This is a genomic window from Streptomyces sp. NPDC002935 (genome assembly GCF_040611295.1).
GTDB lineage: Bacteria > Actinomycetota > Actinomycetes > Streptomycetales > Streptomycetaceae > Streptomyces.
The window spans coordinates 1-14,136 of sequence record NZ_JBEXNW010000001.1; the positions used below are offsets into that span (position 1 = coordinate 1).

5 protein-coding genes, 1 tRNA gene and 1 rRNA gene are annotated in these 14,136 nt (G+C 68.9%); 6 read left to right on the forward strand and 1 reads right to left on the reverse strand.

Annotated features, from left to right (window positions below; genetic code table 11):
* The first annotated feature begins 160 nt into the window (after positions 1-160).
* The 3 genes from rrf to ABZX90_RS00015 all read left to right on the forward strand — a co-directional run bounded on the left by rrf (position 161) and on the right by ABZX90_RS00015 (position 1,228).
* Positions 161-277, forward strand: a 5S ribosomal RNA gene (gene rrf, locus ABZX90_RS00005).
* A gap of 113 nt (positions 278-390) precedes the next feature.
* A complete protein-coding gene (locus ABZX90_RS00010; RefSeq protein ID WP_351121744.1) occupies positions 391-1,053 on the forward strand; it encodes a DegT/DnrJ/EryC1/StrS family aminotransferase in 663 nt (220 codons plus the stop codon).
* 99 nt (positions 1,054-1,152) lie between these two features.
* Positions 1,153-1,228: transfer RNA gene (locus ABZX90_RS00015), tRNA-Thr, on the forward strand.
* Between the two features lie 73 nt (positions 1,229-1,301).
* On the opposite strand, the gene ABZX90_RS00020 is transcribed toward ABZX90_RS00015, so the two are convergent.
* Positions 1,302-4,046, reverse strand: coding sequence for a SpoIIE family protein phosphatase (locus tag ABZX90_RS00020; RefSeq protein ID WP_351121702.1), 2,745 nt, complete (start codon positions 4,044-4,046; stop codon positions 1,302-1,304).
* 388 nt (positions 4,047-4,434) lie between these two features.
* Between ABZX90_RS00020 and ABZX90_RS00025 the strand changes: the two genes are divergently transcribed.
* The 3 genes from ABZX90_RS00025 to ABZX90_RS00035 all read left to right on the forward strand — a co-directional run bounded on the left by ABZX90_RS00025 (position 4,435) and on the right by ABZX90_RS00035 (position 13,857).
* The gene (locus ABZX90_RS00025; RefSeq protein WP_351121700.1) at positions 4,435-9,930 is read left to right on the forward strand and encodes a HAMP domain-containing protein; all 5,496 of its coding nucleotides are present in this window, start codon (positions 4,435-4,437) and stop codon (positions 9,928-9,930) included.
* Between the two features lie 333 nt (positions 9,931-10,263).
* Positions 10,264-10,947, forward strand: a complete 684-nt coding sequence (locus ABZX90_RS00030) for a response regulator (protein WP_028802361.1) — start codon at positions 10,264-10,266, stop codon at positions 10,945-10,947.
* A 171-nt stretch (positions 10,948-11,118) separates the two neighbouring features.
* Positions 11,119-13,857: a DNA translocase FtsK gene (locus ABZX90_RS00035; protein WP_355200450.1), complete on the forward strand. Its 2,739-nt coding sequence runs from the start codon at positions 11,119-11,121 to the stop codon at positions 13,855-13,857.
* The last annotated feature ends 279 nt before the right edge of the window (positions 13,858-14,136 follow it).

Consider the following 14,136-nt stretch of genomic DNA (forward strand, 5'->3'; position numbering starts at 1 on the left):
GGTTGATAGGCCAGATCTGGAAGGCGGGTAACCGCTGGAGGTGACTGGTACTAATAGGCCGAGGGCTTGTCCTCAGTTGCTCGCGTCCACTGTGTTGGTTCTGAAACCACGAACAACCGTCGTAGCCATGCCACGGCTCCGGTTGACAGTTTCATAGTGTTTCGGTGGTCATAGCGTGAGGGAAACGCCCGGTTACATTCCGAACCCGGAAGCTAAGCCTCACAGCGCCGATGGTACTGCAGGGGGGACCCTGTGGGAGAGTAGGACGCCGCCGAACTAAATGTAGAGAGCTGGTCCCCGAACTTCGGTTCGGGGACCAGCTCTTTTTTGTTTTGCGACACTTGGAGTTCACGTTGCGCGACAAACATCCACACCATGAGTACTGCAGCAATGCTCAGGGCCGCAGGCATCGGAACCGGTGACGAGGTCATCGTTCCCGCCTTCGGAAACGTGGAGGTCGCCGACGCCGTGACCCAGGCCGGCGCCACGGTCGTCTTCGCCGACATAGACCCGGCGACGTACTGCCTGGCCCCCCGGGCGATCGAGGCCGTTGTGACGCCCCAGACGGCGGCGGTCGTCGTCGTGCACCGCTTCGGGCGGACCGCCGACATGGTGCGGCTGCGCGAACTCGGCCAGCGGCACGGGCTGCTGGTGCTGGAGCAGGGCGAGTCCGAGGCGCCGTACGACGAGATCGCGCAGCGCAGGGAGCGGGCCGCCTACCTCGACGGACGGCTCAGCGGCGTACGGACACCGAACAGTGGTGACGGGCACACCTACCAGCAGTACGTCGTGCGGGTGCCCGGCAACGGGCGGCCGGACCGGGACGCCTTCGCACGCGCCGTGCGGGCCAGGGGAGTTGAATGCAGGGTGCCGGTGAAGACGCCGGTGCACCGCATGCCCGGGTTCCGCCGGGACGTCCAGCTGCCCGAGACCGAGCGGGCCGCGGACGAGACTCTTTCGCTGCCTGTGGACGGGGCGTTGACGAAGCGGGAGATGCAGCGGATCGTCTCCGCGTGCAACGCGCTCGGCGGATTGCTGCAGCCGGCCTTCTGAACCCGACCGGATCGGTAGGCAGCGGGACTGGTTGGGAGCACGGTTCAGTTCGGGGTATGATCTATTCCGTTGCCGCGAGGGAAACCTCGAAGGCGACATGCCCCCCTAGCTCAGTCGGCAGAGCGTCTCCATGGTAAGGAGAAGGTCAACGGTTCGATTCCGTTGGGGGGCTCCAGCAGAAACGGCCTCCGCCCTTGTGGGCGGGGGCCTTTCGCATGTCCGGGGCCGGCACGGGGGCCGGCGGGACCTCAGTCCGTCTGGAGGCCCGGTACGCGCATCGCCAGAATCGCCATGTCGTCCGACGGGGCGTCGGAGGCGAAGCGTTCGACCGCGCGCATGATGCGCGCGGCGACGGCGCCGGCCGTCAGCCCCGTGCACGTGGTGAGGACGTCCGTGAGGCCGTCGTCGCCGAGCATGCGGGTGCCCTCACGGCGCTCCGTGACGCCGTCCGTGACACAGAGCAGGACATCGCCCGGATCCAGCGTGACCGTCTGCTCGTACAGCTCCAGGTCCTCCATGACACCGAGGAGCGGCTGCGGTTCGGCGGCCGGCTCGACCGTGCCGTCCTGGCGCAGACGCAGCGGCAACGGGTGGCCTGCGCAGACGACCTTCAGGACGGCGCTGCCGTCCTCCTGGGGCCACAACTCGCCGTAGAGGAGGGTCAGGAAGCGGCTGCGGGCGCCCTCGTCGAGGATCGCGGAGTTCAGCCGCTCCAGGACCGCGGGGCCGCCGTAGCCCTCGCGCGCGAGCAGGCGCAGTGCGTGCCGGGCCAGGCCGGTGACCGCCGCCGCCTCCGGGCCCGTACCGCAGACGTCTCCGATGGCGAAGCCGTACGCGCCGTCGCGGATCGGGAAGAGGTCGTAGAAGTCGCCGCCGACTTCGTTGCCCTCGCCGGCCGCCCGATAGATGACCTCGACCTCGACGCCCTCGATCTGGGGGAGCTCCGGGGGCAGGAGGCTGCGCTGGAGGGACTGGCTGATGGCCGTGCGCTCCGAGTACAGGCGGGCGTTGTCCAGGGCGAGGGCCGCTCGACGGGAGAGATCCTCGGCCAACTCCAGGATCTCCTGGCGGAAGTGCTCGTCCGACGGCTTGCCGAGCGTCAGCATGCCGATGACGCGGTTGCGGGCCACCAGGGGGAGGACGACGGTCTCGCCGCCGACGGCCGCGGCCGTCGCCAGTGTCGTACCGATGCCGGAGCTCATCGAGGCCTGCTCGCCGAGGCCCAGGCTGCGCATGGACGTCCGTAGGGCCGCATCGTGGGCCGCCGCGGCCGGTGCCGACCAGACGCGGGCGCCCGGGGTGGGTACCGGGTCGGGTGGGGCGATCTTCGAGAGCAACGCCTTGAGGCCGTCGATGCGTTCCTCGTCCTCGTGCAGGACGTACGAGAGGTACGGATCGGAGGCCTGGTCGGCGATCGTGTAGACGGCGCACCAGGTGGCGAGGGTCGGGACCGTCATCTGGGCCATGAGGGCGAGCGTCTGGTCGCGGTCCAGGGTGCCTGCGAGGAGGTCGGAGGCCTCGACGAGGAAGGACAGCGAGCCGCGGCGCAGGCGTTCAAGCTCGCCGAGGCGGGCCGATTCCACCGCCAGGGCGATGCGGTCGGCGGCGAACTGGAGGCGCAGGGCCTCTTCGTTGGAGTAGCGGCCGGGTGATTCGGCCGCGACGCCGAGGGAGCCGGTGAGGCGGCCCTCGACCTTCAGCGGGACCGTGACGACCGAGCGCATGCCGGTACCGCCGAGGAGGGGTACGGCACCGGGGACGACCGTCAGGTCCTCGTGGACGGCGGGCATCCGGGCCGAGCCGTAGCGTCCGGGGCCCGCCTCGACGGGGACGCGGGCGAAACGCTGGCGCGCGGAGGGCAGGCCGGTGGAGGCGCGTACCTCCAACTCCGTTTCGTCGTCGGTCGCGAGGAGCAGGAAGGCGGAGTCGCCGTCGAGCATGTCACGGGCCCGTTCCACCGTGCGCTGGAGAAGGCCGTCGAGGTCGTCCGGGGCCGGCGATCCGATGAAGACCTCGAACGGGTCCGTGGTCTGGCCCTCGTGGGTGCCCGAGTCGGAGGCGGGCCCGCGCAACGGGGTCTGCAGGACGGCGCGTTCGTGGTCGCGTACCAGGAGGCAGACCGTGGAGGGCTCGCCGCTCGTGTCGCGGACCCGCAGGTGTGAGGCGTACACCGGCGTGACGCGGCCGTCGGCGCAGCGGACGCCGTAACTGCCTTCCCAGCGCGAGAGTTGGAGGGCCTCGACGATGCCGGTACTGGTGCCGGGGGTGTGCGGCCAGGCCGCGAAGTCGGTGAGCGGCTTGCCGGTGACCTGCTCGGCCGCGTAGCCGAAGAGCTCCTCGGCGTCCTCGTTCCAGGCGTTGATGGAGCCCGAGCGGTCGATCTGGACGACCGCCACGCGCACGCGGCCGTCGGCGAGGGGGAGGAGGTGGGCGGGGAGGGAGGGGCCGGCGGTGCGGGTGCCGACCGCGCGTTCGGGGAGGGCGAGCTGGAACCAGACGCGCTTGTTGGTGGGCGTGTACTCGACACCCCAGCGGCCGGCGAGGGCCGCGCACAACTGGAGACCGCGGCCGCCCTCGCGGTCGGGGCTGCCCATGTTGACGGCCGTCGCCTGGAGTGGGATCTCGCGTTCCGGGTAGTGGTCCGCCACCTCGATGCGCACGCCGTCGTCGCTGCGCAGACACAGAACGTCGGCGGAGGTGCCCGCGTGCACGACGGCATTGGTGACCAGTTCGCTGGTCAGAACGACGGCGTCGTCGACGATGTCGGCGAAGCCCCAGCCCTGGAGAGTGTCCCGGACGAACGAGCGGGCCGTCGCGACGGACCGTCCCAGAGGCTCGAAACTGGCGGCCGCGCGCGCGGTGATCACAGAACTCCTTGTCCGGTTGTCGGCATGCGGGGTTCCGTGGCCGACCCGTTCCTGCGTGGGCAGAGCCTGGTTCCCCGTCGGCCGGGGATCCTGAGGCGCTTCCCCAGGATGCAGTCCGGTGGTCATGGTGCGGTGCCCCTCCGATGCCTGCCCGCTCGTACTCGTGCCACCGCCCAGGCCGGACGGGACCGGCGCGGCTGGACAGCCGCTTGCAAGGTTACTTACCTTCGCGGTCCCTGCGGATGCCGGTCACCAGTGTTTCCGTGTTGAAGAGTCCGGAGTTTCCGTTCGGACAGGTGCGTGTGGTTGCGTCCGGCCAGGGCCGGGCTTCCGTCCCGATGGTGTGCGGACGATGTGCGAAGCTGCCGAACTGTTATGGCCTGGTTCAGCCGGGGTGAAACACTGGGCAGGCTCCAGGAGAAGGTCCGGGCAGGTCGAGTGCCTCCCCTGAACACCGAGCAGAAGTACCCGAGTACGCCGAGCAGTATTGGTCGACCCTTGCGGGAGGGACACAGTGGAGTCTGGCGCAGCGACGCGGGGCGGTAGGACGCGCGCGAAAGGCGGACAGTCCCTGAACAGCGGGCGCACACCGCGCAACGGCACCACCGAGGTGGACACGGCGGCCCTGAACCGGCTGCTGGCGGCCCTGGTGTCGATGCGGGACGGCAACTTCCGCAAGCGGCTCACCGTTTCCGGTGACGGCGTGATGTCCGAGATCTCGGCCGTCTTCAACGAGGTGGCCGACCGCAATCTGCACCTGACCGGTGAGCTGTCGCGGGTACGGCGGGTGGTGGGCCGTGAGGGAAAGCTCACGGAGCGGCTGGAAACGGGCGCCGGTGAGGGCGCCTGGGCCGCCGCGATCGATGCCTCGAACGCGCTGGTCGACGATCTCGTACGACCCGTCTCCGAGGTCGGCCGCGTACTGTCCGCGGTCGCGGAGGGCGATCTGTCGCCGCGTATGGACCTGCGCGCGCAGGCCGCCGACGGCAACGGGCATCCGCTGCGCGGTGAGTTCCTGAAGGTCGGGCGGACCGTCAACAACCTGGTCGACCAGCTGTCGACGTTCACCGACGAGGTCACACGGGTGGCCAGCGAGGTGGGAACCGAGGGCAAGCTGGGCGGACAGGCCCGGGTGCGCGGAATGTCCGGTTCGTGGAAGGACCTCACGGACTCGGTCAACACGATGGCGTACCGGCTGACCGCTCAAGTGCGTGACATCGCTCTCGTGACGACGGCCGTCGCCAAGGGTGATCTGTCCCGGAAGGTCACGGTTCACGTGGCCGGCGAGATGCTGGAGCTGAAGAACACCGTCAACACGATGGTCGACCAGCTGTCCTCCTTCTCCTCCGAGGTGACGCGAGTCGCGCGTGAGGTGGGTACCGAGGGTGAGCTGGGCGGCCAGGCGCAGGTGCCCGGTGTTGCCGGCGTGTGGAAGGACCTCACCGATTCGGTGAACCTCATGGCCGGCAACCTCACGGCCCAGGTGCGCGGGATCGCGCAGGTGACCACGGCGGTCGCGAGCGGTGACCTGTCGCAGAAGGTGACCGTCTCCGCGCGCGGCGAGGTCGCGCAGCTCGCCGAAACGATCAACCAGATGACCGAGACGCTGCGGACGTTCGCCGACGAGGTGACTCGCGTCGCCAACGAGGTCGGTGGCGAGGGCAGGCTCGGCGGTCAGGCGAACGTGCCGGGGGCGGCGGGGACGTGGAAGGACCTCACGGACTCGGTCAACACGGTCTTCCGGAACCTCACGACCCAGGTGCGTGACATCGCCGCCGTGACGACGGCTGTGGCCAACGGCGACCTCTCCCAGAAGGTCACCGTCGACGTGGCCGGCGAGATGCTGGAGCTGAAGAACACCGTCAACACGATGGTCGACCAGCTGTCGTCGTTCGGTGTCGAGGTCACGCGGGTGGCGCGCGAGGTCGGCGTCGAGGGTGAACTGGGCGGCCAGGCCCAGGTCCCGGGAGTGGCCGGTACCTGGAAGGACCTCACGGATTCCGTCAACACGGCGTTCCAGAACCTGACGGGCCAGGTGCGCAACATCGCCCAGGTGACCACGGCGGTCGCCAACGGCGATCTTTCGCAGAAGGTCACCGTGGATGTCTCCGGCGAGATGCTCCAGCTGAAGAACACCGTCAACACGATGGTCGACCAGCTGTCGAGCTTCGCCGACCAGGTGACGCGGATGGCCCGTGACGTGGGTACGGAGGGCCGCCTCGGCGGTCAGGCCCGCGTGGACGGCGTGTCCGGTACCTGGAAGGAGCTCACCGACTCCGTCAACTTCATGGCGGGGAACCTGACTTCACAGGTGCGCCAGATCGCCCAGGTCACCACGGCGGTGGCCCGCGGTGACCTGTCGCAGAAGATCGACGTGGACGCCCGCGGCGAGATCCTGGAGCTGAAGAACACCATCAACACGATGGTCGACCAGCTCTCCGCGTTTGCCGACCAGGTGACGCGGGTGGCCCGCGATGTGGGTACGGAGGGTCGCCTCGGCGGTCAGGCGCAGGTGCCCGGCGTCGCCGGTGTGTGGCGCGACCTGACCGACTCGGTGAACGGCATGGCCGGCAACCTCACCGCGCAGGTGCGCAACATCGCGCAGGTCGCGACGGCGGTGGCCCGCGGTGACCTGTCCCAGAAGATCGACGTGGACGCGCGCGGCGAGATCCTGGAGCTGAAGAACACCCTCAACACGATGGTGGACCAGCTCTCGAACTTCGCCGAGCAGGTGACCCGGGTGGCCCGCGAGGTGGGCACGGAGGGCATGCTGGGCGGGCAGGCCGAGGTGCAGGGTGTCTCCGGCACCTGGAAGGACCTCACCCAGTCCGTGAACTTCATGGCCAACAACCTGACCATTCAGGTGCGCAACATCGCCGAGGTCACGACCGCGGTCGCCAAGGGCGACCTGTCGAAGAAGATCACCGTCGACGCCAAGGGCGAGATCCTCGAACTGGTCACCACCGTCAACACGATGGTGGACCAGCTGTCCAACTTCGCCGAGCAGGTGACCCGGGTGGCCCGCGAGGTGGGTACCGAGGGCAACCTGGGCGGGCAGGCGCGGGTGCCGGGTGTCACGGGCATCTGGAAGGACCTGAGCGACAACGTCAACGTGATGGCCAACAACCTGACCAATCAGGTGCGGAACATCTCGCAGGTCGCGACGGCGGTGGCCAACGGCGACCTCACCAAGAAGGTCACGGTCGAGGCGAGCGGCGAGGTCGCCCAGCTCGCCGACACCGTCAACACGATGGTGAAGACGCTGAGTTCGTTCGCCGACCAGGTGACCCGGGTGGCCCGCGAGGTGGGCACGGACGGCATCCTCGGCGGGCAGGCGCGCGTTCCGGGCGTGTCGGGTACGTGGAAGGACCTCACCGAGTCGGTGAACGGGATGGCGTCCAACCTGACCGGCCAGGTGCGCAACATCGCGATGGTCACCACGGCCATCGCCAAGGGCGACCTGACCAAGAAGATCGACATCGACGCGCGCGGCGAGATCCTGGAGCTCAAGACCACCATCAACACGATGGTCGACCAGCTGTCGTCCTTCGCGGAGGAGGTCACCCGAGTCGCCCGTGAGGTGGGCACGGAGGGGCAGTTGGGCGGCCAGGCGCGCGTGCGTGACGTCGACGGCACCTGGCGCGACCTCACCGAGTCGGTGAACGAGATGGCCGGGAACCTGACCCGGCAGGTGCGCGCCATCGCGCGCGTGGCGACCGCGGTGACCCGCGGCGACCTGAACCTGAAGATCGACGTGGACGCCTCCGGCGAGATCCAGGAACTTCAGGACTACATCAACAAGATGATCGCGAACCTGCGCGACACCACCATCGCCAACAAGGAACAGGACTGGCTGAAGGGCAACCTCGCCCGCATCTCCGCCCTGATGCAGGGCCGCCGCGATCTGGACGACGTCGCTTCGCTGATCATGAGCGAGCTGACCCCGGTGGTCTCGGCCCAGCACGGTGCGTTCTTCCTCTCCATGCCGCTGGTCGACGGCAAGGACGCGGGCACCGAGGACGAGGAGGCGTACGAGCTGCGCATGCTCGGGTCGTACGGCTACTCGATGGGTTCCATGCCGACGTCGTTCCGGCCCGGTGAGGCGCTGATCGGGACGGCCGCCCAGGAGAAGCGCACGATCCTGGTGGAGAACGCGCCGAGCGGTTACCTGAAGATCTCCTCCGGGCTCGGCGAGGCGCCTCCGGCGCAGGTCATCGTGCTTCCGGTGCTCTTCGAGGGGACCGTGCTCGGTGTCATCGAGCTGGCGTCCTTCACGCCGTTCACGCAGATCCAGAAGGACTTCCTGAACCAGATCGCCGAGATGATCGCGACGAGCGTCAACACCATCTCCGTCAACACCAAGACGGAGGTGCTGCTCCGGCAGTCGCAGGAGCTCACCGAGCAACTGCGGGAGCGTTCGGCGGAGTTGGAGAACCGGCAGAAGGCGCTCCAGGACTCGAACGCCGAACTGGAGGAGAAGGCCGAGCTGCTCGCCCAGCAGAACCGCGACATCGAGGTGAAGAACACCGAGATCGAGGAAGCCCGGCAGGTCCTGGAGGAGCGCGCCGAACAGCTCGCGGTCTCCATGCGCTACAAGAGCGAGTTCCTGGCGAACATGTCGCACGAACTGCGTACGCCGCTCAACTCCCTGCTGATCCTGGCCAAGCTGCTCGCCGACAACGCGGACACGAATCTCACCCCGAAGCAGGTCGAGTTCGCCGAGACGATCCATGGCGCGGGCTCCGACCTGCTCCAGCTGATCAACGACATCCTCGACCTGTCCAAGGTCGAGGCGGGCAAGATGGACGTGTCGCCGACCCGCATCGCGCTCGTCCAGCTCGTCGACTACGTGGAGGCCACGTTCCGCCCGCTGACCGCGGAGAAGGGGCTCGACTTCTCCGTACGGGTCTCGCCGGAACTGCCCGCCACGCTGCACACCGACGAACAGCGCCTTCTCCAGGTGCTGCGCAACCTGCTCTCCAACGCGGTGAAGTTCACCGACTCCGGAGCGGTCGAGCTGGTGATCCGGCCCGCCGGGGCGGACGTACCGGTGGCGATCCGGGAGCAGCTTCTGGAGTCGGGGTCGCTGCGTGACGCGGACGCCGATCTGATCGCGTTCTCCGTGACCGACACGGGCATCGGGATCGCCGCCAGCAAGATGCGGGTGATCTTCGAGGCCTTCAAGCAGGCGGACGGCACGACGAGCCGCAAGTACGGCGGTACGGGCCTGGGGCTCTCCATCTCACGGGAGATCGCGCGGCTGCTGGGCGGCGAGATCCACGCGCAGAGCGAACCGGGGCGCGGCTCCACCTTCACGCTGTATTTGCCGCTGCACCCGAGCGAACTGCCGCCGCAGGGTTACGGGCAGCTCGCTCCGGCCCTGGAGGCGGGGGAGTTGCTTGCCTCCGAGGCGGAGTTGCAGGACATCGGGATGCCGGCCGAGGTTAAGTCGTACCAGGAGACCCAGAACGGGCCCGCCGCACTGTTCAGGAGGCGCCGCAGGGCGCTGCCCACGGCCGAGCAGCGCACCGCCGTCCCCGGACAGCCGGACGGCTCCGTGGGCGCGGCTCAGGAGCAGTGGGTGGCCGCGGGTCAGCAGGACGCGGGACCGCAGCAGAACCGGGGCATCCGGTTCGAGGGCGAGAAGGTGCTGATCGTCGACGACGACATCCGCAATGTCTTCGCGCTGACCAGCGTCCTGGAGCAGCACGGCCTCTCGGTGCTGTACGCGGAGAACGGCCGCGAGGGCATCGAGGTCCTGGAGCAGCACGACGATGTGACGGTCGTTCTGATGGACATCATGATGCCCGAGATGGACGGCTATGCCACGACTACGGCGATCCGGCGGATGCCGCAGTTCGCGGGGCTGCCGATCATCGCGCTCACGGCCAAGGCGATGAAGGGCGACCGGGAGAAGGCGATCGAGTCGGGTGCCTCCGACTACGTGACCAAGCCGGTCGATCCCGATCACCTGCTGTCCGTGATGGCGCAGTGGATGCGTGAGGAGTGACACACTCGCGTGGGGCGACGCGGGCCGTCACGTTGTGTCGGAGGCCGGGACGCTGTGTGGCACGTCCGTACCGGCGGCTCCGCCTCGGATAACTGACTGTGCCCGAAGCCGTGTAGAAGCGCGGGATACGGGGAACCTTCTGGTCTCCCGCCGCGTTTCTGCTACGTGCACAGTGACATCGCGGTGACAGGGTGTGGCGACAGGCGGGGTGCGGCTAGCATGACCGGCACAAGGACGGGCGGCGCAAGGGAGTCGTCCCCTGGGGCGGCGTCCGGTGCTTCCCCAAGTCCTGTGGACAGGGGAGGCCCCATGCCGGGGCGAGGAGGGCGGGCCATGGTGCAGAAGGCCAAGATCCTCCTGGTCGATGACCGGCCGGAGAATCTGCTGGCGCTGGAGGCGATCCTCTCCGCGCTCGATCAGACACTGGTGCGGGCATCGTCCGGGGAGGAAGCGCTCAAAGCGCTGCTTACGGACGACTTCGCGGTCATTCTGCTGGACGTTCAGATGCCGGGCATGGACGGTTTCGAAACCGCCGCGCACATCAAGCGGCGGGAACGGACCCGGGACATCCCGATCATCTTCCTCACCGCCATCAATCACGGTCCGCACCACACCTTCCGGGGGTACGCGGCCGGCGCGGTGGACTACATCTCCAAGCCCTTCGACCCGTGGGTGCTGCGGGCGAAGGTCTCCGTGTTCGTCGAGCTCTACATGAAGAACTGCCAACTCCGGGAGCAGGCGGCCCTGTTGCGGCTCCAGCTGGAAGGCGGCGGCAAGGCGGCGCTCGGCGAGGCCAAGGAGCCCGCCGGACTCCTCGCCGAACTCTCGGCGCGGCTCGCGGCCGTCGAGGAACAGGCCGAGGCGCTGTCCAAGCAGCTCGACGACGACTCGGCGGACGCGGCGGCGGTGGCGACCGCGGCCCATCTCGAACGCAAACTCACCGGACTGCGCAGGGCGCTGGACGCACTGGAGCCGGGCACGGGGAGCGGGGCACCCTCGGTGCCGTCGCAGAACTGAGGCCTACACGGCCGCGTCCGGGCCGCTCGGACGGTGTGAGGACGCGTCAGTTCCGGTCCCCGGCAAGGGTGACACGATCGGGTGAAGCTGGGGTCCCCCCTGTTCGAGCGAAGTCGAGAACTTGGGGGAGGCACACGTGTCGCTGTCGTCTCCACCGGTAACCTCACACACATGGCCCCACGTCAGTCCGCAGCCAAGAAGCCGCCCGCGAAGAAGGCGGCCGCTCCGACGAAGGCTCCGGCGAAGAAGGCCCCAGCAAAAAAGGCAGCCGCCAAGAAGGCGCCCGCCAAGCGGGCCGCGGCGAAGAAGCCCGCTCCCGCGCCGGCGCCCAACCCGACCTCGGGCGTGTACAGGCTCGTACGCGCCCTCTGGCTGGGCATCGCGCATGCCGTCGGAGCCACTTTCCGTGGCATAGGGCGGGGCGCGAAGGGGCTCGATCCGGCGCACCGCAAGGACGGCCTCGCGCTCCTGCTGCTCGGCCTCGGCCTGATCGTCGCGGCGGGTACCTGGTCCAATCTGCGCGGCCCCGTCGGCGACCTAGTCGAGATGCTGGTCACCGGTGCCTTCGGCCGCCTCGACCTCCTTGTCCCGATACTCCTCGGCACGATCGCGGCCCGGCTCATCCGGCACCCCGAGCAGCCCGACGCGAACGGCCGTATCGTGATCGGCCTGTCCGCGCTCGTGATCGGCGTGCTCGGGCAGGTGCACATCGCCTGCGGGGCGCCCGCGCGCAGCGACGGCATGCAGGCCATAAGGGACGCCGGCGGGCTCATCGGCTGGGGCGCGTCCACTCCGCTGACGTACACGATGGGCGACGTCCTCGCCGTACCCCTCCTCGTGCTGCTCACGATCTTCGGGCTGCTGGTCGTCACGGCGACCCCGGTCAACGCGATCCCGCAGCGGCTGCGGCTGCTCGGCCAGAAGCTCGGCATCGTCCAGGCCGACTTCGACGAGGACGCGTTCCGCGAGGACGAGGAGCGCTACGACGAGCAGTGGCGCGACGGGCTTCCGGCGGGCGCCCGCAGGCGATCGCGCGCCCCCGAGGCGTACGACCCCGACGGTGCGGAGCAGGAGGCGCTCACCAGGCGCCGGAGCCGCCCCCGGCGGCCCGGCGTGCAGCAGCCCGACATGAACCGGCCGATGGACGCCGTGGACGTCGCCGCGGCCGCCGCCGCGGCGCTGGACGGTGCCGTGCTGCACGGGATGCCGCCCTCGCCGCTGGTCGCCGATCTGACGCAGGGCGTCAGGGTGGAGCGTGACGGGTACGAGGAGACGACGCCGGTGCCGGCGGCCCGCGCCAAGGCCGTGCCGGGCGCCAAGCGGCCCAAGCAGGAGGCCCTCCCGGTCGAGTCCGTCGTGCCCGACCTCACCAAGGCCGCGCCCGACGCCCCGCGCGAGCTGCCCCCGCGCGCGGAGCAGCTCCAGCTCTCCGGGGACATCACCTACTCGCTGCCCTCGCTCGACCTCCTGGAGCGCGGCGGCCCCGGCAAGACACGCAGTGCCGCGAACGACGCGGTGGTCGCCTCCCTCCAGAACGTCTTCAGGGAGTTCAAGGTCGACGCCGCCGTCACCGGCTTCACGCGCGGGCCGACGGTCACACGCTACGAGGTCGAGCTCGGCCCCGCCGTGAAGGTCGAGCGGATCACGGCGCTCACCAAGAACATCGCCTACGCGGTCGCCAGCCCCGACGTGCGGATCATCAGCCCGATCCCCGGCAAGTCTGCGGTCGGCATCGAGATCCCCAACACCGACCGCGAGATGGTGAACCTCGGTGACGTGCTGCGGCTCGCGGACGCGGCGGAGGACGACCATCCGATGCTGGTCGCGCTCGGCAAGGACGTCGAGGGCGGCTATGTGATGGCCAACCTCGCCAAGATGCCGCACGTCCTCGTCGCCGGAGCCACCGGTTCCGGCAAGTCGTCGTGCATCAACTGCCTGATCACCTCGGTCATGGTCCGGGCGACCCCCGAGGACGTGCGGATGGTCCTCGTCGACCCCAAGCGCGTCGAGCTGACCGCGTACGAGGGCATCCCGCACCTGATCACGCCGATCATCACCAACCCAAAGCGGGCCGCCGAGGCGCTGCAGTGGGTCGTACGGGAGATGGATCTGCGCTACGACGACCTCGCGGCGTTCGGGTTCCGGCACATCGACGACTTCAACGAGGCCATCAGGAACGGCAAGGTGAAGCTGCCCGAGGGCAGCGAGCGGGAGCTGAGCCCGTACCCGTACCTCCTGGTGATCGTCGACGAGCTCGCCGACCTGATGATGGTCGCGCCGCGCGACGTCGAGGACTCGATCGTGCGCATCACCCAGCTCGCGCGCGCGGCCGGCATCCACCTGGTCCTCGCCACCCAGCGGCCGTCCGTAGACGTCGTCACCGGTCTGATCAAGGCGAACGTGCCCTCCCGGCTCGCCTTCGCCACCTCGTCCCTCGCGGACTCGCGCGTCATCCTCGACCAGCCCGGCGCCGAGAAGCTGATCGGCAAGGGCGACGGACTCTTCCTGCCGATGGGGGCCAACAAACCCACCCGTATGCAGGGCGCCTTCGTCACCGAGGACGAGGTCGCGGTCATCGTGCAGCACTGCAAGGATCAGATGGCGCCCGTCTTCCGGGACGACGTCACCGTGGGCACCAAGCAGAAGAAGGAGATCGACGAGGACATCGGCGACGACCTCGACCTGCTGTGCGCGGCCGCCGAGCTGGTCGTCTCCACGCAGTTCGGGTCCACCTCGATGCTCCAGCGCAAGCTGCGCGTCGGCTTCGCCAAGGCGGGCCGTCTCATGGACCTCATGGAGTCGCGCGGGATCGTCGGGCCCAGTGAGGGTTCCAAGGCTCGTGACGTGCTGGTGAAGGCCGACGAGCTCGATGGGGTGTTGGCCGTGATGCGCGGGGAAGCAGAAGCGTAGAACCCTCGGCGAGGGAAGGCGGGACGGCGCATCACGGCTCGGTGGGTGCGGGGCGGGTCGCTCAGGGAGTGGGCGGCTCGTCGGGTGGATGGCGGAACGTCATGTTCCGACCCGGGCTGAGATGGGAACGTGACTCACCCGTAAGGAGTGAGCGGGCAACCGTTTCCCTTCGTCGCACGTCAAGTTGAGCGAAGGGACGCCACCATGTCCCATCATCAGGATGACCGGCCATTCTGATGGCGTACAAAGTCCCGCCGCCCGGTTGCCCCACCCTTTCGT

What these genes read in the sequence shown, in the direction of transcription:
- ABZX90_RS00035 (WP_355200450.1), top strand. Translation starts at nt 11,119, where the DNA reads ATGGCCCCACGTCAGTCCGCAGCCAAGAAGCCGCCCGCGAAGAAGGCG.
- ABZX90_RS00030 (WP_028802361.1), top strand. Translation starts at nt 10,264, where the DNA reads ATGGTGCAGAAGGCCAAGATCCTCCTGGTCGATGACCGGCCGGAGAAT.
- ABZX90_RS00020 (WP_351121702.1), bottom strand. Translation starts at nt 4,046, where the DNA reads ATGACCACCGGACTGCATCCTGGGGAAGCGCCTCAGGATCCCCGGCCG.
- ABZX90_RS00010 (WP_351121744.1), top strand. Translation starts at nt 391, where the DNA reads ATGCTCAGGGCCGCAGGCATCGGAACCGGTGACGAGGTCATCGTTCCC.